The organism is Plantactinospora sp. CA-294935 (assembly GCF_050936445.1).
GTDB lineage: Bacteria > Actinomycetota > Actinomycetes > Mycobacteriales > Micromonosporaceae > Plantactinospora.
Genome location: NZ_JBNJMU010000001.1, coordinates 3,162,206 through 3,181,245, shown reverse-complemented (window position 1 = coordinate 3,181,245; position 19,040 = coordinate 3,162,206). Strand labels below are relative to the sequence as shown.

Sequence of the window (19,040 nt, the reverse complement as noted above, 5' to 3'; positions counted from 1 at the left end):
CCATCACCGGGCTGACCAAGCGGTTCTCCGGCGGGGAACTGCCGATCGTCGCGGTGGACGACCTGTCGCTCGACGTCGCGGCCGGTTCGGTGCTGGCGCTGACCGGGCCGAGCGGCTCGGGCAAGTCGACCCTGCTGCACCTGGTCGGGGCGATCGAACCGGCCGACTCCGGCTCGGTCGTCGTCGGCGGGCAGGAGATCACCCGGCTCGGTCGCCGGGCCCTGGCCGCGTACCGCCGGAGCGTCGGCTTCGTCTTCCAGCGCTACCACCTGCTGCCCGCGCTGACCGCGCTGGACAACGTGCTGGCGCCGGTGCTGCCGTACCGGGTCGGCTACGACCGGACGGCCCGGGCCCGGGAACTGCTCGACGCGGTCGGGCTCGGCGGCCGGGAGCGGGCGCTGCCGGCGCAGCTCTCCGGCGGCCAGCAACAGCGGGTCGCGGTGGCCCGGGCGCTGATGGGCGGGCCGGCGCTGCTGCTGGCGGACGAGCCGACCGGCAACCTGGACTCGACCAGCGGCGGGGAGATCCTCGACCTGCTGCTGCGGTTGCGCGACGAGCGGGCCGTCACGATCCTGCTGGCCACCCATGAGCAGCACATCGCCGCCCGGTGCGACCGGTTGGTCCGGCTCCGGGACGGCCGGGTCACCGAGGATCTCGACCTCACCGGCGGCGACGGCCCGGACCACACCCTGGCCCGGGCCAGCCAGCTCCGGCTCTAGGACCTCCGCCGCCCGCCGCAGCGTCGCCTGGCGCACGGGCCGGCGGCCCAGGCTCGTGCCGCCCCCTGGGTCGGGGCGGCCGAGCGGGCGCGGCGGTGTTACGCCGGTACGGGGCTGGCGGTACGCACCTCGGCGGCGATCCGCTCCGCGACCTCCTGGGCCAGCTCCAGCGTGGCCGCCTCGACCATCACCCGGACCAGCGGCTCGGTGCCGGAGGGGCGGAGCAGCACTCGACCGGTCTCGCCCAGCTCGGCCTCGGCCCGCTGCACCGCGCCGAGTACGGCCGGCGCGCCGGCTCCGACGGTCCGGTCCGCGACCGGCACGTTGATCAGCACCTGCGGCAGCTTGGTCACCACCGAGGCCAGCTCGGCGAGGCTACGGCCGGTGGCCGCCACCCGGGACATCAGGTGCAACCCGGTGAGTACCCCGTCGCCGGTGGTCGCGTACGCCGGCAGCACCAGGTGCCCGCTCTGCTCGCCGCCCAGCGCCAACCCGGAGGCGCGCAGCTCCTCCAGCACGTACCGGTCGCCGACCTTGGTCTCGACCAGCCGGATGCCGGCGGCAGACATCGCGAGCCGCAGCCCGAGGTTGCTCATCACGGTCGCGACCAGGGTGTCCTGGGTCAGCGTGCCGGCATCCCGCATGGCCAGTGCCAGGATCGCCATGATCTGGTCGCCGTCCACCTCGCTGCCGTCGGCGGCGATCGCCACGCACCGGTCGGCGTCGCCGTCGTGCGCGATGCCGAGGTCGGCGCCGTGCTCCAACACGGCGGCCCGCAGGTTGTCGAGGTGCTGCGAACCGCAGTCGTCGTTGATGTTGAGCCCGTCCGGCTCGGCGTGGATGGCGATCACCTCGGCACCGGCCTCCTGGTACGCCACCGGGGCGACCTCCGAGGCGGCGCCGTTGGCGCAGTCGACGACGACCTTCAGCCCGTCGAGCCGGTGCGGGATCGTGCCGACCAGGTGCTGGACGTAGTGTTCGGCACCGTCGAGCAGGTCGTGCACCCGGCCCACGCCGGCACCGGTCGGCCGCTGCCAGCCGGCTGAGCCGTTCGCCTCGACGGCGGCCTCGATCTTCAGCTCGACGTCGTCGGGGAGCTTGTGCCCGCCGGCCGCGAAGAGCTTGATCCCGTTATCCGGCATCGGGTTGTGTGAGGCCGAGAGCATCACCCCGAAGTCGGCCTTCGCCTCGCCGACCAGGAACGCCACCCCCGGGGTCGGCAGCACACCGACCCGGACCACGTTGGCTCCGGCGCTGGTCAGCCCGGCCACCACCGCCGCCTCCAGCATCTCGCCGCTGGCCCTGGTGTCCCGACCCACCACGGCGAGCGGCGGATGGCTCCGGTCCTGCTCGGCGAGGGTGTGCGCGGCCGCCACCGCGACCGCGAGTGACAACTCGGGGGTGAGGTCGGCGTTCGCGCGTCCGCGTACGCCGTCAGTGCCGAACAGCCGCCCCATGCGCGAAACCTCCGGGAAGCGCACCAGTAGAGAACAACGAAACGGCCGGACACCGCCACCGCGGAAGGGGGCGGTTTCCGGCCGTACGTCAGACGGACAAGGTGTTGCCGCTGATCAGCGCTTGGAGTACTGGGGCGCCTTGCGGGCCTTCTTGAGGCCGTACTTCTTGCTTTCCTTCTCCCGGGCATCCCGGGTGAGGAAGCCGGCCTTCTTCAGCGCCGGGCGGTCGTCGGGGTCGTTGGTGATCAGCGCCCGGGCGATGGCCAGCCGCAGCCCGCCGGCCTGGCCGGTGGTGCCGCCGCCCCGCAGGTTGGCGATGATGTCGAACGCCTCGGCCTTCTCGGCGGTGACCAGCGGCTCCTTGATGAGCTGCTGGTGCACCTTGCTCGGGAAGTACGCCTCCAGGTCACGGCCGTTGCAGGTGATCTTGCCGCTGCCGGGAACGATCCGGACCCGGACGATCGCCTCCTTGCGGCGGCCCACGGTCTGGATCGGCCGGTCGCCACGAGGAGCCCGGGCCACCGGGGCGGGCACCGGGGCTTCGGCGGTCGCGATGGTGTCGGTCATGCTGTTTCCTTCGCCCGCGCTCACTGCGCGATCTGCTTGATCTCGAACGGCACCGGCTGCTGCGCGGCGTGCGGGTGCTCGGCACCGGCGTAGACCTTCAGCTTCTTGATCAGCTTCCGGCCGAGCTTGTTGTGCGGGAGCATGCCCTTGACGGCCAGCTCGATGGCCCGGTCGGGACGCTTGGTCAGCAGCTCGTCGTAGCCGACCTGCTTCAGACCGCCGGGGTAGCCGGAGTGACGGTAGGCGACCTTCTGCTGGCGCTTGTTACCGGTCAGCGCCACCTTGCCCGCGTTCACCACGACAACGAAGTCACCGGTGTCGACGTGCGGCGCGAAAGTCGGCTTGTGCTTGCCGCGCAGCAGCGTGGCAACGTGGGTGGCCAGACGGCCCAGCACGACGTCTGACGCGTCGATGACGTGCCACTGACGCTCGATTTCACCCGGCTTCGGGCTGTACGTACGCACAGGTCTACCTTGTCTCGTCGTCGGTCTGGGGTCGCGCACCGGTCGCCAGGCACGCACAAACGACCAAGCGTACCCGGGAAAGGCACGCCCGCGGATGTCACGTGAAAACTTGGGTGTCACACAACAGCAGGCAACGATACCTGGTCGTCGGTGCCCGGGTCAAAACGGGACACCCCCCGGCGGGCTGGGCGACGGCAGGACCTCCGCCTCCACCGGAACGATAGCCCGGAGGTCCCGCCGTAGCCCGGCCGGGGGGTCTCACACCCCGGCGAGGCGGCCCGGCGACGGGCGGAGGTAGACCGCCCAGGTCACCACGAGGCAGAGGGCGTACCAGGCGATGAAGGCCAGGTAGGCGGCGTCGGCCGACTGGTACGCCAGGAACGACTGCCGGAAGGCGATGTTGACCAGTACGCCCCCGAACGCGCCGACCGCCCCGGCGATCCCGATCAGGGCACCGGAGAGCCGCCACGCCCGGCGCTGCGCGGCGTCCGGATCCAGCTCCCCGGCCGCCACCGCCCGGGCCGCCTTGGCCCGGAAGATCGCCGGGATCATCTTGTACGTCGATCCGTTGCCCACCCCGGAGAGCACGAAGAGCCCGATGAACCCGATCAGGTAGAGGGTCAGCGAGCGCTCCCGGGAGGCGTGGTAGACCAGTCCGGCGCCGCCCGCCATGGCGGCGAAGGTCGCGAGGGTCACCCTGGCCCCGCCGTACCGGTCCGCCAGGTGGCCGCCGACCGGCCGGATCAGCGAGCCGACCAGCGGCCCGAGGAAGGTCAGGTACGCCGCGTCGAGCGGGGTGCCGAACCGGTCGCCGAACTGCACCAGCAGCACCTGCCCGAAGGCGAAGCCGAAGCCGATGAACGATCCGAAGGTGCCGATGTAGAGCACGGACATCACCCAGGCGTGCGGGTCCCGGGCCGCCTCCCGGATCGCCCCCCGCTCGTTGCGGACCCCGGTGATGTTGTCCATGTAGCGGGCCGAGGCCAGCGCGGCGAGCACGATCAGCGGGAGGTAGACCGCCGGCACCAGGCGTGGGTACGCGGCGCCGGCCGTGGCCAGCACCGCCAGCCCGACGAGTTGGACGGCGGCCACCCCGATGTTGCCGCCGCCGGCGTTCAGGCCCAGCGCCCAGCCCTTGAGCCGCTGCGGATAGAAGAGGTTGATGTTCGCCATCGAGGAGGCGAAGTTCCCGCCGCCGACCCCGGCCAGGCAGGCCAGCAGCATCAGCGTGCCGTACGACACCCCGGGCTCGATCAGGATCGTCATCGGCACCGCCGGCACCAGCAGCAGCAGCGCGCTGACGATCGTCCAGTTCCGCCCGCCGAACCGGGCCACCGCCAGGGTGTACGGCAGTCGCAGCGTCGCGCCCAGCGCGGCCGGTACGGCGGTCAGCAGGAACTTCCCGGCCGGGTCGATCCCGTACTCCGGGCCGAGGAAGAGCACCAGGACGGACCAGAGGCTCCACACCGAGAAGCCGATGTGCTCGGAGGCGATCGAGACGATCAGGTTGCGCCGGGCGATCGGCGCTCCGGTCGTACGCCAGAATTCGGGGTCCTCGGGGCGCCAGTCGTCGAGCTGGTGCCGACGGGCGGTCACCGGTGCGGCGGCGGTCTCCGGCGGCGGAAGGGTGCCGAGGCCGGCCGCCGCCGGGGCGGAGGCCGTGCTGTCGGTCCCGGGATCGGCCGTCGGGCCGGTAGCGGCGGCAGTACTAGTCATGCCGCCCGAAAGTAGGAGCGCGGAGTTTCCCGACGGTTCGCACTCGAAGTCGGACCGGCAACGGTCGGCGCACGGCCGGACCGGGCGGATGGTGAGATCTGCCGCGCTCCGCGCGCCGGAGCGCTCGGATGCCGCTCAGATGCTCTGGAGGATACGCAGCGCCCGGCTGACCCGGAACATGGTGTCCGCGTCGGCGACCGCGACGCACTCGGTGAACCACTTCTTCATCGGCGACGAGAGCCGGTCGGGCATCACCACGAATTCGCCCATGGTGACGGCGAGCGGGGAATCCCGGAGCAGTTCGGAGTCCACCACCTCGGCGACGATCACGATGGGCACGTCGGTGGAGTTGTACACGTCGGAGCTGATCACCAGGCCGAGCCGGGACCGCGCCCCGTCGATCCGCCAGATCTCGCCCCTACGCAGCACTGAACCTTCTTCAACCTGAATCGCGCGGCGCTCAGGCACCGCGTCCGACCTCGCGGTCCGCCGGACCGCGAGGGGAGGTTGCAGAAGGTTCACCCGGGCGCCTGCCGAGGGCCGCGTCGACCAGTGCGGCCTCCTGGGCGTCGGCAATGGCGGCGGCCTCGATGTCCAGGCGGGCCCGGCCGACCGCCGCGGCGTGCGCGGCGAAGACCTCGCGGAGCGCCTTCTCCCGAGCGGCCTGATCGATCCAGGCGGAAAGCGACATGCCGTCCCGTTTCGCGAAGCGCCGCGCCTCTTCGATCGTCTCGTCCGAAAACGAGAGAGTCACCTTGGCGGTCATGCCGCCCAGCCTACCGACGGTATGACCAGCCGTCATTCCGACCGCTCCCACCGGCCGCCGTTCCGACCGACTCCCGCACAGCGTCAGTCCAGATCCCCGCCAGGCCTCAGCCCAGCTCCCCGCCAGGCGTCAGTCCAGCTCCCCGCCAGGCGTCAGTCGAGCTCCCGCCGGCCGCCGAAGACGGCGAACCGCCACGACTTGTAGAAACAGTCGACACCGACGAAACCGGCCTCGGCCAGCCAGCGGCACTGGTCCGGCAGCGGCGCCGGGCGGTCGTGCATCATCCGCTCCCGGGCCGCGGCGATCTCCGCCTCGGTGGCGCCGAGCGCGGTGACCTGGGCCAGCCACACCTCGTCGTACCGGGAGTCCAGGTCGGGGGTGCCGCCGGCCACCTGTTCGGCGTTCACGAACACCCCGCCGGGGACCAGTACCTGCCGGATCCGGCGGTAGAGGTCCCGCTTGTCGGCGTCCGGCAGGTGGTGGATGGCCAGCGCGGAGACCACCGCGTCGTACGGGCCGCCGGGCAGCGGCGTGGTCAGGTCGGCGACCACCGTCTCGTGCGGTACCCCCCGCCGGGTCAGGTGTCCACCGGCCACCGCAAGCATCGCCGGGGCGCCGTCGAGCAGGGTGGTCCGCACCCCCGGTACGGCGGCACTGAGCAGGATCGAGAGCAGCCCGGTCCCGGCGCCGAGGTCGAGTACCGCCGGTACCCGCCCGGACGCCAGCGCCCGGCGCAGCGGCGGAGCGGCCACCTCGACCGCGGTGCCGTAGAAGTCGTCGAAGCACGGCACGAGCCGGCGTCGGGACTCGTCGTACGACCCGGCCACCGCGTCGAAGAGCGACACCACGGCCATCGGAGTGCCTCCTAAGATGTGGAACGACCTTCCACATCATAGATCCACTGCGCGGAGCAGCACCGCCACGAACTCCCCGGCCCGGTCCCGTCCGGGCCGCCGGAAGGTTCCGGGCCCTGGTCGGAGGAGAGCCCCGGTCGGAGGATTGTCGGTAACCTCCGGCCCCGGCCAGCCGAGCCGACCCGCTGAGCGGGGTCCGTGTGAGCGGCTCTTGACAGGCCCGAAACAAGAGGGACCCGGCCGTGAAACCGGGCGCCGGCACGCTTCGGACATGACAGACGGTGCACGCACTGCGACGCATTCGGAGGATGTGTCCCAGGACGTGGTCACGCACTGCCCATACTGCGCCCTGCAGTGCGGGATGACCCTGCGCCGCACCGGCGAGCGGGTGGAGGTGCTGCCCCGGCAGTTCCCCACCAACCGCGGCGGGCTCTGCCAGAAGGGCTGGACCGCCGCCGAGCTGCTCGACCACCCCGACCGGCTGACCACCCCGCTGCTACGGGACCGCCCCGGCGGGCAACTGCGCCCGGCGAGCTGGCCGGAGGCGCTGGACCGGGTGGTGGACGGAATCCGCCGGATCCAGTCCCGCCACGGCCGGGACGCGGTGGCGGTCTTCGGCGGCGGCGGACTGACCAACGAGAAGGCGTACGCCCTCGGCAAGTTCGCCCGGGTCGCGCTCGGTACCCGGAACATCGACTACAACGGACGGTTCTGCATGTCCTCGGCCGCCGCCGCCGGGATGCGTGCCTTCGGGGTCGACCGGGGGCTGCCGTTCCCGCTGGCCGACCTCGGCACCGCCGATACCCTGCTGCTGGTCGGCGCGAACGTCGCCGAGACGATGCCGCCGCTGGTCCGCTACCTGATCGAGCAGCGACAGCGCGGCGGCACCCTGATCGTGGTCGACCCCCGGGCCACCGCGACCGCCCGGCAGGCCACCCTGCACCTGCAGCCGACCCCGGGCACCGACCTCGCGGTCGCGAACGCGATGCTGCACATCGCCCTGGCCGAGGGACTGGTCGACAAGGACTACGTGGCGGCCCGGACCACCGGGTTCGACCAGGTGCGCCGGGTCACCGCCGGCTACTGGCCGGCCCGGGCCGAGCGGCTCTCCGGGGTGCCGGTGGCCGACCTGGAGGCCGCGGCCCGGGCGCTCGGCACCGCCGAGCGGGCGATCATCCTCACCGCGCGCGGCGCCGAGCAGCACACCAAGGGGGTGGACACGGTGACCGCCTTCATCAACCTGGCCCTCGCGCTCGGCCTGCCGGGCCGGCCCGGCTCCGGGTACGGCTGCCTCACCGGGCAGGGCAACGGCCAGGGTGGCCGCGAGCACGGGCAGAAGGCCGACCAGCTCCCCGGCTACCGCCGCATCGACGACCCCGCCGCCCGGGCACACGTCGCCGGGGTCTGGGGGGTGCGGCCGGACGTGCTGCCCGGGCCGGGCGTGTCGGCGTACGAGCTGCTCAACGCGCTCGGCACCGACGGCGGCCCGAAGGGGCTGCTGGTGTTCGGCTCCAACCCGGTCGTCTCCGCGCCCCGGGCGGCCCGGGTCACCGGCCGGCTGCGCGACCTCGACCTGCTGGTGGTGGCCGACTTCGTCCGCTCCGAGACGGCCGAGATCGCCGACGTGGTGCTGCCGACCGCGCAGTGGGCCGAGGAGGACGGCACCATGACGAATCTGGAGGGTCGGGTACTGCGCCGCCGCGCGCTCCGGCCGCCACCGCCGGGCGTACGCACCGATCTGGCGCTGCTCTCCGATCTCGCCGACCGGCTCGACCACGTCGACGGGGCGACCGGTCGGGGCCGGCAGCGCTTTCCGGCGGCACCCGAGCAGGTCTTCGCGGAGCTGCGCCGCGCCTCGGCCGGCGGGACCGCCGACTACGCGGGGATCACCTGGGAGCGGATCGACGCCGAGGACGGCGTCTTCTGGCCCTGTCCGGACGAGGACGGGCCGGGCACGTCGCGGATGTTCGTCGACCGGTTCCCGACCCCGGACGGGCGGGCCCGGTTCCTGCCGGTGGAGCACCGCCCGCCCGCCGAGGAGCTCTGCCCGGACTATCCGGTCTACCTCACCACCGGTCGGGTGCTGACGCAGTACCAGTCCGGTGCGCAGACCCGGCGGGTCGAGGCGCTGCGCCGGGCCGCCCCGAACGCCTTCCTGGAGCTGCATCCCGACCTGGCGGCCCGGCTCGGGGTGGACGACGGCGACGAGGTGCGGGTGACCAGCCGCCGGGGCGAGATGCGCGCGCCGGCCCGGCTGACTCCGACCATCCGGCCGGACACCGTCTTCGCGCCGTTCCACTGGGCGGGCGCGGCCCGGATCAACTCGGTGACCAGCGACGCCCTCGATCCGATCTCCCGGATGCCCGAGTTCAAGGTCTGCGCGGTCCGGGTGGAGAAGGTACCGGGGGAACTTCCCCCGCCTGGGCCGCCCGGCGTGTCCGCCCCGACCTCCCCCCACGGCCACGACGGGCCGCGGGGCGAGGTCGGCGAAGGTCCAGTCAGCGAGCGTCCCGAGGTGACCCCATGACAGAGGAGACAGTGGACGGATCACGGAACCGGATCGTCATCGTCGGGCACGGCATGGCCGGTGCCCGGTTGGCGGCCGAACTGTCGGCCCGGCTCGGCGACGCCAAGATCACGGTACTCGGCGCCGAGCTGCACCGGGCGTACAACCGGATCATGCTGTCCAGCCTGCTGGCCGGCAAGGTCGACGAGTCCGGGGTGGAGCTTGCCGAGGCGGCCGGGCACGGCATCGACGTACGGCCCGGGGTCGAGGCCACCACCGTCGACCCGGCGAGCCGCACGGTGACGACCGGCCAGGGCGACCTGATCGGGTACGACCACCTGGTGCTCGCCACCGGCGGGCGCGCCCTGGTGCCGCCGCTGGCCGGGCTGGACCGGGAGAAGCTGCCGGACCGGGTGGCCGTGTTCCGCACCCTCGACGACTGCCGACGCATCCTGTCCGCCGCCGCCGGAGCCCGCCGGGCCCTGGTGCTCGGCGGTGGGCTGCTCGGCCTGGAGGCGGCCCGGGGCCTGGCCGCCCGGGGGCTCGACGTGCACGTGGTGCACCCGGTCGGGCACCTGATGGAGCGGCAGCTCGATCCGGCGGCCGGCGCCGTACTGGCCCGTACCCTGGCCGGGCTCGGCGTCACCACCCACCTGGACGTGGCGGCCAGCGCCGTCGCCGTTCGCCCCGACGGCCTCACCCTGACCCTCTCCGACGGACGGGTTCTCGACGCCGACCTGCTGGTGCTCTCCTGCGGGGTACGCCCCGACGTGGAACTGGCCCGGGCGGCCGGGCTCACCGTGGACCGGGGGGTGGTGGTCGACGACCGGCTGCGCACCAGCGACCCGCACATCTCGGCGATCGGCGACTGCGCCCAGCACGCGGGCGTGGTCACCGGCCTGGTCGCCCCGGCCTGGGAGCAGGCCCGGGTGCTGGCCCAGGTGCTCGCCGGGCAGGATCCCCGGGCGTGCTACCGGCCGCAGCCGCCGGTCACCCGGCTGAAAGCCGCCGGAATCGACCTCGCCGCGATGGGCGACGCGGCCGCCGGGCCCGCACCGGACGTCGAGGAGCTGAGCTTCTCCGACCCGGTCCGCGGCACCTACGCCCGGCTGCGGATCGTCGGCGAACGGCTCACCGGGGCGATCATGCTCGGTGACAACCCGGCGGTCGGCACGGTGATCCAGCTCTTCGACCGGGGTACGCCGGTGCCGATCGACCGCCGCACCCTGCTGCTCGGCCGCAGCCGCGACGTCGCGAGCGCGGCGCCGGTCGAGTCCCCGGCGCTGATGCCGGACGCGGCCACGGTCTGCCAGTGCAACACCGTGCGCAAGGGCACGCTGGTGCGCTGCTGGCGGGCCGGGGCGAGGTCGTTGGAGGACGTCGTCGCCGCGACCCGCGCCACCACCGGCTGCGGCAGTTGCCGGGACGCCGTCGAGGGAATCCTCGGCTGGCTCTCCTCGATCGACACTCCCGACCCGGTGGAAGCAGAGGTGGCGGCATGACGAACGACAAGCCGGAGCGGCGGCGACTCGTCGTGGTCGGCAACGGCATGGTGGGGCAGCGCTTCGTCGAGGCGCTGCGCGCCCGGGACCCCGGGGGCCGTTGGCAGGTCACGGTGCTGGCCGAGGAGGGCCGGCCGGCGTACGACCGGGTGCGGCTCTCGGCGTTCTTCGACGGGGTGGACGCGGACGAGCTGAGCCTGCACCGCCCCGACGACGGGGTCGACCTGCGGCTGGGCGAGCCGGTGGTGGAGATCGACCGGACCGGTCGACGGGTGGTCACCGGTGGCGGCGAATACCGGTACGACGCGCTGGTGCTGGCGACCGGCTCGTATCCGTTCGTGCCGCCGATCGACGGCGCGTACGTGGCAAAGGGCCCGGACGCGGTCGGCCCCACCCCGGCACTGCGCTCCGGGGTCTTCGTCTACCGCACCCTGGACGACCTGACCGCGATCCGTGACTTCGCCAAGGGCCGGCGTACCGGTGCGGTGATCGGCGGCGGGCTGCTCGGCCTGGAGGCGGCGAACGCGCTACGGCTGCTCGGCCTGACCACCTCGGTAGTGGAGTTCGCTCCCCGGCTGATGCCGGTGCAGGTCGACGAGGCCGGTGGCGCGATGCTGCGCCGGTACGTCGAGGAGTTGGGCGTCGTGCCGCACCTCGGGGTGGCCACCACCGCGATCCGGTCCCGCCCGGACGGCGAGCTGGCCGGGCTGACCCTCTCGGACGGCAGTTGGCTCCCCACCGACCTGGTGGTGGTGGCCGCCGGGATCCGGCCCCGGGACGAGCTGGCCCGGGCCGCCGGCCTGGAACTGGGCGAGCGCGGCGGGGTCCGGGTCGACGAGACCTGCCGCAGTACCGACGAGCGGATCTGGGCGATCGGCGAGTGCGCCGCGGTCGACGGCACCTGCTACGGCCTGGTCGCTCCCGGCTACGCGATGGCGGAGGTGGTGGCCGACCGGCTGGTCGGCGGTACGGCGACCTTCCCGGGCGCGGACCTCTCCACCAAGCTGAAGCTGCTCGGGGTGGACGTGGCCGCCTTCGGCGACGCGCACGGCAAGACACCCGGCTGCCTGGACGTGACCTTCACCGACCCGGCCACCCGGGTCTACGCCAAGCTGGTCCTCTCCGACGACGCGAAGACCCTGCTCGGCGGGGTGCTGGTCGGTGACGTGACCGCGTACCCGACGTTGCGGGCCAGCGTCGGCGGTGCGCTGCCCGGCCCGCCGCTGGCCCTGCTCGCCCCGGCCGGCGACGGCACCGGGACCGGGGCCGGGATCGCCGCGCTGCCCGGCTCGGCCCAGGTCTGCTCCTGCAACGCGGTGACCAAGGACCAGCTCGTCGGCGCCATCGCGGAGGGTTGCACGGACGTGCCGGGGCTGAAGGCGTGCACCCGGGCCGGGACGAGCTGCGGGTCCTGCGTACCGATGCTGAAGCAGTTGCTGGCGGTCTCCGGGGTGAGCCTGAGCAAGGCGCTCTGCGAGCACTTCGCGCACAGCCGGCAGGAGCTGTTCGAGATCATCCGGGTACGCCAGATCCGCACCTTCTCCCGGCTGGTCGCCGAGCACGGCCGGGGGCGGGGTTGCGACATCTGCAAGCCGGCGGTCGCCTCGATCCTCGCCTCACTCGGCAGCGGCTACGTGCTCGACGGCGAGCAGGCGTCGTTGCAGGACACCAACGACCACTTCCTGGCGAACATCCAGCGGGACGGGACGTACTCCGTGGTGCCGCGGATCCCGGGTGGCGAGATCACCCCGGAGAAGCTGATCGTGATCGGCGAGGTGGCTCGGGACTTCCAGCTCTACACCAAGATCACCGGTGGGCAGCGGATCGACCTCTTCGGTGCCCGGGTCGAGCAGTTGCCGCAGATCTGGCGCCGGCTGGTGGACGCCGGGTTCGAGTCCGGGCACGCGTACGGCAAGGCGCTGCGCACGGTCAAGTCCTGCGTCGGCTCCACCTGGTGCCGGTACGGGGTGCAGGACTCGGTCGGGCTGGCGATCGCCCTGGAGCTGCGCTACCGGGGACTGCGCGCACCACACAAGATCAAGTCAGCCGTCTCCGGCTGCGCCCGGGAATGCGCCGAGGCCCGCAGCAAGGACTTCGGCATCATCGCCACCGAAACCGGCTGGAACCTCTATCTCGGCGGCAACGGCGGCTTCCGCCCCCGGCACGCCGAACTCTTCGGCCAGGACCTCTCCACCGAGGAGCTGGTCCGGTACGTCGACCGGTTCCTGATGTTCTACATCCGCACCGCCGACCGGCTACAGCGGACGGCCGCCTGGATCGAGGCGATGGAGGGCGGCCTGGAGCACCTGCGGGCGGTCATCGTCGACGACTCGCTCGGGCTCTGCGCCGAACTGGACTCCGCGATGACCCGGCACGTCGGCTCGTACTCCGACGAGTGGCGCGACACGCTGGCGGACCCGGACCGGCTGCGCCGGTTCACCTCCTTCGTCAACGCGCCCGACGTACCGGACCCGTCGATCACGTTCGAGGTGGAACGGGGACAGCCCGTTCCGGCCCTGGGAGACCGCCGACCGGTGTCGCTCGGCCTCCCGACGACCATGGGGGTACCGAGTTGACTCTGGAGACCACGATCAACGACGGATCGGCGATCGACGACGGGTTGACCGAGGGCGCCGGGCCGGGCGACGACGACGTGCGCTGGACGGCCGTCTGCGCGTACCCCCGACTGGAGCCGGAGCGCGGGGTGGCCGCGCTGGTCGACGGCGAGCAGGTGGCGATCTTCCGCACCTTCGACGGTCGGCTCTTCGCGATCGGCCAACGGGACCCGATCGCCGACGCGTACGTGATGGCCCGGGGCATCGTCGGCAGTCGCGGCGAGATCCCGACCGTCGCCTCCCCGCTGCACAAGCAGGTCTACGACCTGCGTACCGGCGACTGCCTGGACGTGCCCGGCGTGGCGGTGCCGACCTACCGGGTGCGGTGCCGGGACGGGCTGGTCGAGGTGGCTCCCCGGCACCGGCCGGCCGGGGACGCCTGATGTCCGGCGAGCTGTCCGGCTTCACGGTCGGGGTCACCGCCGACCGGCGGCGCGACGAACTCACCGCCATGCTGGAGCGGCGCGGCGCCCGGGTGGTGCTCGCCCCGGCGCTGCGGATCGTGCCGCTGGCCGACGACACCGAGTTGCGCGCGGCGACCCGGGCCTGCCTGGACAACCCGCCCGACGTGCTGATGGCGAACACCGGGATCGGGATGCGCGGCTGGCTGGAGGCGGCCGAGGGGTGGGGGCTGGCCGAGCCGCTGCGTGCGGTGCTCTCCCGGGCCTACATCGTCAGCCGGGGGCCGAAGGCCCGGGGCGCGATCCGGGCCGCCGGGCTGCACGACGAGTGGTCGCCCGCCTCGGAGAGCTGCGACGAGGTGATCGACCACCTCCGGCAGCGTGGCGTACGCGGCCAGTTGATCGCGATGCAGCTACACGGCGAACGGCAGCCGGAGTGCACGGCCGCGCTGGAGGCGGCCGGGGCGAGCGTGATCGAGGTGCCGGTCTACCGCTGGGCGGCGCCGACCGACCCGGCCCCGCTGCACCGGCTGGTCGACCTGATCGCCGGTCGACTGGTGGACGCGGTCACCTTCACCTCCGCACCGGCGGTCGGTGCGCTGCTCCGGGCCGCCGGGCCCAGCACCGAGGCGGTGCTGGACGCGATGCGCTCCGACGTACTGGCCGCCTGCGTCGGGCCGGTCACCGCCGCACCGCTGCGCCGGCACGGCGTACCGGTGGTGGCGCCGAGCCGGGCCCGGCTCGGCGCGCTGGTCCGGACCATCGTCGACGAGCTGCCGCAGCGGGCGATCAGCGTCAAGGTCGCCGGTCACCTGCTGACCCTGCGCGGGCACGCGGCGATCCTGGACGGCGAGCTGCGGCCGCTGGCCCCGGCACCGATGGCGGTACTCCGGGCCCTGGCGAGTACGCCCGGCCGGGTGATGTCCCGGGCCGCCCTGCTGCGTACCCTGCCGAGGGGCGCCGACGAGCACGCGGTGGAGATGGCGGTGGCCCGGTTGCGGGCTGGACTGCGCACTCCGGGGGTGGTGCAGACGGTGGTCAAGCGCGGCTACCGACTGCCGGTCGACTGACCGCGCCCCGACCTGATCCTTCCCGACCTCACCTCTCGACCTGATCTTCTTCGATCCGGCCTGCTCCGGGCTGGACCGGGCGGCGGGGGCACCGCTGCGCAGACGGGGCCACGACGGAGCGCAAAGGACGGTTCAGCAGTTCATCGACCGGACGGTCGCCGCCTCACGCTTGGGTATCGGCTCGGCTTGATCCCTTGACGGGCGGACAGCCGGTTGGCAGGGTAAGGCCGCAACGTCCCGGAAGTGCCCGTAAGCTGCCCTCCGGGACTGTGCACAGGGGACAGGTGGAGGCGCCTCGTCGCCCTGGTAGAGAATATTTCAGGTCGCGTCACACCCTGCTCGCGAACGCGTCAGGAGGACTGCCGGATACATCGGGCAAGGCATCACGTTCATGGCGGGCACCGGCCACAGAAACCGCCGGAATCACCTGCACCCGCGGCGCCATCAGCGGAACGCGGCCGATCCTGAACCGGGCGACCAATTCACATCCTCAATGGATTCTCCTCAAAGGACAGGTAGGAATGACGAGGCGTATACGCGTGCTGGCCGCCGCGGCACTGGCCACGGCCATGCTGGTCACCGCCGGCTGCTCGGGCTCGGACGACTCCGACGGAGGCGACGTCGGTGGCAAGGCTTCGGACAAGGTGACATACCTCACCGGGTTCGGCACCGGCGGTCACGACGCATTCGCATGGGTGGCGAAGGACAAGGGCTTCTTCTCCGAGGCCGGGCTCGACGTCACCATCCAGCAGGGCGCCCCGGCCACCAACAACCAGGGCCTGCTCTCCGGCAAGGCGCAGTTCACCTACAGTGACGTGACCCAGCTGATGATCCAGACCGGCAAGGCACAGGTCACCGAGATGCGGGTGATCGCCGCGGTGCACCAGAGCACCCTGGTCGCGATCTTCGCGCCGCCCGGCTCCGGCGTGACCAAGCCGAAGGACCTGGAGGGCAAGCGGGTCGGCGTCGCCCAGGGCTCGATCACCAAGACCCTGCTTCCGGCGTACGGCAAGCTGGCCGGCTTCGACGCCAGCAAGCTCCAGTTCGTCGAGACCACCCCGCAGACCCTGGTCGGCCTGCTGGTGGGCAAGAAGGTCGACGTACTCAGCACCTTCGTCATCACCCGCAACACGGTGGAGACGGTGACCAAGCAGACGATGACCGTCATGCCGCTCACCGACTACCTGCGGGACCTGCTCGGCACCGGCCTCACCACCACCGCCAAGTACGCCCAGGAGAACCCGGACATCGTCAAGCGGTTCAAGGACGCGGCGATGAAGGGCCTCAAGTACACGGTGGAGAACCCCGAAGAGGCCGCCAAGATCATGAAGGCCAACAACCCGAACGTGAACGAGCAGGGCGCCGCGGCGGAGATCAAGCTGATGACGCCGTACGTCACCTCGGCGCCGGGCAACACCATCGGCGCGCTCGATGAGCAGCGGGCCGCCCGGGCCATCGCCATCCTCCAGGGTGCCGAGCTGATCCCGGCCGGCCTCACCCCGGACAAGGTCATCGACTTCTCCATCGCGCCCAAGGCCTAACCGAACGGCGTAACACCTCGGGGACGGTGAGTGGGCAGCCACTCGCCGTCCCCTTCTCGACGCAGAGGAGAGAACACGTTGCCCGTCTGGACCCCTCCGGGCAGTGCTGCCCGCGATCCGTACGACCTGCCGCTCCGGCGCCCGGCCGCCGGCCGCGGATACCGTCCCGGCGGATCCGATGACCGTTAGCCGCGACCTGTCCCCCGGCACCCGGGCGGCGCTGCCGATCGTCGGCACCATCGTCGCGATCGGCCTCTGGTGGCTGGTGACCATCGTCTTCCACGTCGAGACCCTCTTCCTGCCGTCACCGCCGGAGGTCGTCGACGCCTTCGACCGGGAGCCCGCCTACCTGTTCGAGGCGGCCTGGGCCACGCTGTGGGGCACGCTCGCCGGCTTCGGCATCGCGGCGGCCGGCGGGATGGTCGCGGCGCTGCTGCTGACCAGCTCACGCCTGGTCGAGCAGGCCACCCTGCCGATGATCGTCGCGTTCAACGCGGTGCCGAAGGTCTCGCTCGTCCCGCTGCTGATCCTCTGGATCGGGTACGACTCGCGGACCAAGGTCTCCCTGGTCGTCCTGATCGCGTTCTTCCCGATCATGGTGGCCACCATGGCCGGCCTGACCTCGACCCCGGCCGACCTCTACGAGCTGACCAGGTCGCTGTCGGCGTCCCGGCTGAAGACCTATCTCAAGGTACGGCTGCCGTGGGCGCTGCCCCAGGTCTTCGTGGGGCTGAAGCTCGGCATCACGCTCTCCCTGATCGGCGCCGTGGTGGCCGAGTTGCAGACCCTGAACGGGGGTCTGGGGGCGATCATCTACAGCACCCAGCAGTCGTTCGACACCCCGCTGGCGTTCGCCGCGATCACCCTGACCGGGGTACTCGGCATCGGTCTCTTCTACGCCGTGGTGGTGGCGGAACGACTCGCGGTGCCCTGGGCCCGGAAGATCTCCGCCTGAGCCACCCCGCTCCCCGCCCGACCGACCGGGCGGATCACCACCCCGGCCGTGGCCGACGGTGATCCGCCCGCCGGGTCAGGCCAGCCCGGCACCGCCGTTGAGGTCCAGGTTGACCGCGTTGACGGCCGGGTTCTCCAGGAGGAACACGGCGGCGTCGGTGACGTCCGCCATGGTGGTCAGCCGGCCCGTCGGGGTACGCGCCTGGTAGGTCTCGTGCACCTCGGCCGGCTGCTTGGCCCAGAACGGGCTGTCGCCGACGATGCCCGGGTGCAGGGCGTTGACCCGGACCGGGCGCAGCTCGGCGGCGAGCACGTTCACCAGGCCGACCACCCCGGCGTTCACCGTGGAAACCGTCGCCGATCCGGGGAACGGCCGGTCCTTGGAGCCGCCGCCGAAGAGCAGCACGGAACCGCTCGGCGAGAGCCTGGACGCCAGGGTGTGCGCCACCTCGGTGTAACCGACCAGCTTGACCGTGACCAGGCTGACCGCGCGGTCGATCTGGTAGTCGGCGACCTTGTTGACGTCCCGGACGAAGGCGGAGAGGACCAGATGCCTGACCTCGCCGATCCCGGCGAGCGCGGCGGCGATGGACCCGGGATCGGCGAGGTCGACGGCGACACCCGTCGTCCGGCCACCGATCTCGGCGGCGACCGTTGCGGTCCGGGCCGCGTCGCGCCCGGTGACGACGACCTCCAGCCCCCGCTTCGCGTAGTGCTCGGCCACGTCCCGGCCGAGGCCGGAGGTACCCCCGATCACGACTACGCAGCCGCCATCGGGGCCATCGTGCTGTGGCATGTCTGTCCCTCTCGTTGTGCAGGATTGAACCGCGGAGCCTCCCCGGGCCCGGCAAGCCTGCTCAACCTTCGAGGGTCAGCCGACCGGGGTGGGTTGGCCCCTGCCGTGCTCCGCGCGCAACGTCGCCATCGCGTGCTGCACCACGTTCACCAGCACGTGCTTGACCGACTCGCGGTGTCGGGCGTCGCACATCACCAGCGGCACGTGCGGGGCGATCGCGAGAGCCTCGCGTACCTCCTCCGCCTCGTACTGCGGTGCGCCGTCGAAGCAGTTCAACGCCACGACGTACGGCAGGTGGCGGTTCTCGAAGTAGTCCAGCGGCGCGAACGCGTCGGCGATCCGCCGGGTGTCGACCAGCACCGCCGCGCCGACCGCACCACGAATGATCTCGTCCCACATGAACCAGAACCGGGTCTGTCCGGGCGTGCCGAACAGATAGAGGATCAGGTCCTGGGCCATCGTGATCCGGCCGAAGTCCATGGCGACCGTGGTGGTCTCCTTGCCCGGCACCTTGGACGGATCGTCGATGCCGACGCCGGCCGCGGTCATCACCGCCTCGGTGGTCAGCGGGGTGATCTCCGAGACCGCACCCACGAGCGTCGTCTTGCCGACCCCGAACCCGCCGGCAATAACGATCTTCGCGGAGGTGATCCCAGCACCACCGCCACCGCCACCGCCGCCGCGACGCGGCCTGGCCGAGTCATAGCCTGCGAAGTCCACTTAGCACCCTCTCAAGCAGTTCCATCCGCTCCTCGTACGCCTCAGACGGTGGAGCGGCACTGTGCAGCGTCAGCAGGCTGTCCGCCACCATGTCGGCGACCAGCACCCGGGCGACACCCAACGGCAGCCGGGTGTATGCGGCGATCTCCGCCAGTGACTGCGCCCGGCCCTCGCAGATCGTGGCGATGCGGTGCTTGTCATGGCCGGCGAACCGGGACTCCACGACCGCGGCCGGGCTCGCCACGAGTACCGCCTCGAGCGCGATCTCCAGACGAGCCTCGGTACGGCCGCGGGTGACCGCGTACGGTCGGACGAGCGCGCCACGCGGATCATCGCGTCGTCCCTCCATACCGTGGTCACCTCCTCAGAGTCGAGTCGCGGCCGCACCGTTG

18 protein-coding genes are annotated in these 19,040 nt (G+C 72.3%); 8 read left to right on the top strand and 10 right to left on the bottom strand.

The window, feature by feature from the left end; all coding sequences use genetic code 11:
* Positions 1–89 precede the first annotated feature (89 nt).
* A complete protein-coding gene (locus ACQEVC_RS14250; protein ID WP_432891379.1) occupies positions 90–719 on the top strand; it encodes an ABC transporter ATP-binding protein in 630 nt (209 codons plus the stop codon).
* 98 nt (positions 720–817) lie between these two features.
* Here ACQEVC_RS14250 and glmM read toward each other — a convergent pair whose 3' ends face one another.
* The 7 genes from glmM to ACQEVC_RS14215 all read right to left on the bottom strand — a co-directional run bounded on the left by glmM (position 818) and on the right by ACQEVC_RS14215 (position 6,543).
* Positions 818–2,176 (bottom strand): phosphoglucosamine mutase, encoded by a 1,359-nt coding sequence (gene glmM, locus ACQEVC_RS14245; protein WP_432877106.1) that lies wholly within the window; start codon positions 2,174–2,176, stop codon positions 818–820.
* Between the two features lie 114 nt (positions 2,177–2,290).
* Positions 2,291–2,743 carry a 30S ribosomal protein S9 gene (rpsI, locus tag ACQEVC_RS14240; protein WP_318395910.1) on the bottom strand — a complete coding sequence of 151 codons (453 nt, stop codon included), beginning with the start codon at positions 2,741–2,743 and terminating at the stop codon, positions 2,291–2,293.
* A gap of 20 nt (positions 2,744–2,763) precedes the next feature.
* Positions 2,764–3,207, bottom strand: a complete 444-nt coding sequence (gene rplM, locus ACQEVC_RS14235) for a 50S ribosomal protein L13 (RefSeq protein ID WP_318395911.1) — start codon at positions 3,205–3,207, stop codon at positions 2,764–2,766.
* Between the two features lie 258 nt (positions 3,208–3,465).
* Positions 3,466–4,923: an MFS transporter gene (locus ACQEVC_RS14230; protein WP_432877102.1), complete on the bottom strand. Its 1,458-nt coding sequence runs from the start codon at positions 4,921–4,923 to the stop codon at positions 3,466–3,468.
* 135 nt (positions 4,924–5,058) lie between these two features.
* Positions 5,059–5,352 (bottom strand): type II toxin-antitoxin system PemK/MazF family toxin, encoded by a 294-nt coding sequence (locus ACQEVC_RS14225; protein ID WP_432877099.1) that lies wholly within the window; start codon positions 5,350–5,352, stop codon positions 5,059–5,061.
* Positions 5,353–5,383: 31 nt separating this feature from the next.
* The gene (locus tag ACQEVC_RS14220; protein ID WP_432877096.1) at positions 5,384–5,689 is read right to left on the bottom strand and encodes a DUF6364 family protein; all 306 of its coding nucleotides are present in this window, start codon (positions 5,687–5,689) and stop codon (positions 5,384–5,386) included.
* Positions 5,690–5,841: 152 nt separating this feature from the next.
* On the bottom strand, positions 5,842–6,543 hold the full coding sequence (locus ACQEVC_RS14215; RefSeq protein WP_318395915.1) for a class I SAM-dependent methyltransferase: 702 nt from the start codon (positions 6,541–6,543) through the stop codon (positions 5,842–5,844).
* Between the two features lie 271 nt (positions 6,544–6,814).
* On the opposite strand from ACQEVC_RS14215, the gene ACQEVC_RS14210 reads away from it, so the two are divergent.
* The 7 genes from ACQEVC_RS14210 to ACQEVC_RS14180 all read left to right on the top strand — a co-directional run bounded on the left by ACQEVC_RS14210 (position 6,815) and on the right by ACQEVC_RS14180 (position 17,133).
* Entirely contained in the window at positions 6,815–9,070 is a 2,256-nt protein-coding gene (locus ACQEVC_RS14210; protein ID WP_432877094.1) for a molybdopterin oxidoreductase family protein, read from the top strand.
* Positions 9,067–10,551: an FAD-dependent oxidoreductase gene (locus tag ACQEVC_RS14205; protein WP_432877091.1), complete on the top strand. Its 1,485-nt coding sequence runs from the start codon at positions 9,067–9,069 to the stop codon at positions 10,549–10,551. Before ACQEVC_RS14210 ends, ACQEVC_RS14205 begins: the two co-directional genes overlap by 4 nt.
* The gene (gene nirB, locus ACQEVC_RS14200) at positions 10,548–13,127 is read left to right on the top strand and encodes a nitrite reductase large subunit NirB (protein WP_432877088.1); all 2,580 of its coding nucleotides are present in this window, start codon (positions 10,548–10,550) and stop codon (positions 13,125–13,127) included. The genes ACQEVC_RS14205 and nirB overlap by 4 nt, the downstream gene beginning before the upstream one ends.
* Positions 13,128–13,204: 77 nt before the next feature.
* Entirely contained in the window at positions 13,205–13,549 is a 345-nt protein-coding gene (gene nirD / locus ACQEVC_RS14195; protein WP_432891376.1) for a nitrite reductase small subunit NirD, read from the top strand.
* Positions 13,549–14,637 carry a uroporphyrinogen-III synthase gene (locus ACQEVC_RS14190; protein ID WP_346258278.1) on the top strand — a complete coding sequence of 363 codons (1,089 nt, stop codon included), beginning with the start codon at positions 13,549–13,551 and terminating at the stop codon, positions 14,635–14,637. Before nirD ends, ACQEVC_RS14190 begins: the two co-directional genes overlap by 1 nt.
* A gap of 521 nt (positions 14,638–15,158) precedes the next feature.
* A complete protein-coding gene (locus ACQEVC_RS14185; protein WP_432877083.1) occupies positions 15,159–16,178 on the top strand; it encodes an ABC transporter substrate-binding protein in 1,020 nt (339 codons plus the stop codon).
* A 178-nt stretch (positions 16,179–16,356) separates the two neighbouring features.
* Complete coding sequence (locus ACQEVC_RS14180) at positions 16,357–17,133, top strand: ABC transporter permease (RefSeq protein WP_432877080.1); 777 nt, start codon at positions 16,357–16,359, stop codon at positions 17,131–17,133.
* 75 nt (positions 17,134–17,208) lie between these two features.
* Here the strand turns inward: ACQEVC_RS14180 and ACQEVC_RS14175 are convergent, their stop codons facing one another.
* From ACQEVC_RS14175 to ACQEVC_RS14165, 3 genes are all read right to left on the bottom strand, one after another.
* Positions 17,209–17,928 (bottom strand): SDR family NAD(P)-dependent oxidoreductase, encoded by a 720-nt coding sequence (locus tag ACQEVC_RS14175; RefSeq protein WP_432877077.1) that lies wholly within the window; start codon positions 17,926–17,928, stop codon positions 17,209–17,211.
* Positions 17,929–18,003: 75 nt separating this feature from the next.
* Complete coding sequence (locus tag ACQEVC_RS14170) at positions 18,004–18,648, bottom strand: GTP-binding protein (protein ID WP_432877075.1); 645 nt, start codon at positions 18,646–18,648, stop codon at positions 18,004–18,006.
* Positions 18,629–18,997 carry a DUF742 domain-containing protein gene (locus ACQEVC_RS14165; RefSeq protein ID WP_203868082.1) on the bottom strand — a complete coding sequence of 123 codons (369 nt, stop codon included), beginning with the start codon at positions 18,995–18,997 and terminating at the stop codon, positions 18,629–18,631. The genes ACQEVC_RS14170 and ACQEVC_RS14165 overlap by 20 nt, the downstream gene beginning before the upstream one ends.
* Between the last annotated feature and the right edge of the window lie 43 nt (positions 18,998–19,040).

What these genes read in the sequence shown, in the direction of transcription:
- ACQEVC_RS14210 (WP_432877094.1), top strand. Translation starts at nt 6,815, where the DNA reads ATGACAGACGGTGCACGCACTGCGACGCATTCGGAGGATGTGTCCCAG.
- rpsI (WP_318395910.1), bottom strand. Translation starts at nt 2,743, where the DNA reads ATGACCGACACCATCGCGACCGCCGAAGCCCCGGTGCCCGCCCCGGTG.
- ACQEVC_RS14180 (WP_432877080.1), top strand. Translation starts at nt 16,357, where the DNA reads ATGACCGTTAGCCGCGACCTGTCCCCCGGCACCCGGGCGGCGCTGCCG.
- ACQEVC_RS14230 (WP_432877102.1), bottom strand. Translation starts at nt 4,923, where the DNA reads ATGACTAGTACTGCCGCCGCTACCGGCCCGACGGCCGATCCCGGGACC.
- glmM (WP_432877106.1), bottom strand. Translation starts at nt 2,176, where the DNA reads ATGGGGCGGCTGTTCGGCACTGACGGCGTACGCGGACGCGCGAACGCC.
- ACQEVC_RS14205 (WP_432877091.1), top strand. Translation starts at nt 9,067, where the DNA reads ATGACAGAGGAGACAGTGGACGGATCACGGAACCGGATCGTCATCGTC.
- ACQEVC_RS14220 (WP_432877096.1), bottom strand. Translation starts at nt 5,689, where the DNA reads ATGACCGCCAAGGTGACTCTCTCGTTTTCGGACGAGACGATCGAAGAG.
- ACQEVC_RS14185 (WP_432877083.1), top strand. Translation starts at nt 15,159, where the DNA reads ATGACGAGGCGTATACGCGTGCTGGCCGCCGCGGCACTGGCCACGGCC.
- ACQEVC_RS14165 (WP_203868082.1), bottom strand. Translation starts at nt 18,997, where the DNA reads ATGGAGGGACGACGCGATGATCCGCGTGGCGCGCTCGTCCGACCGTAC.
- ACQEVC_RS14175 (WP_432877077.1), bottom strand. Translation starts at nt 17,928, where the DNA reads ATGCCACAGCACGATGGCCCCGATGGCGGCTGCGTAGTCGTGATCGGG.
- ACQEVC_RS14190 (WP_346258278.1), top strand. Translation starts at nt 13,549, where the DNA reads ATGTCCGGCGAGCTGTCCGGCTTCACGGTCGGGGTCACCGCCGACCGG.
- nirB (WP_432877088.1), top strand. Translation starts at nt 10,548, where the DNA reads ATGACGAACGACAAGCCGGAGCGGCGGCGACTCGTCGTGGTCGGCAAC.
- ACQEVC_RS14215 (WP_318395915.1), bottom strand. Translation starts at nt 6,543, where the DNA reads ATGGCCGTGGTGTCGCTCTTCGACGCGGTGGCCGGGTCGTACGACGAG.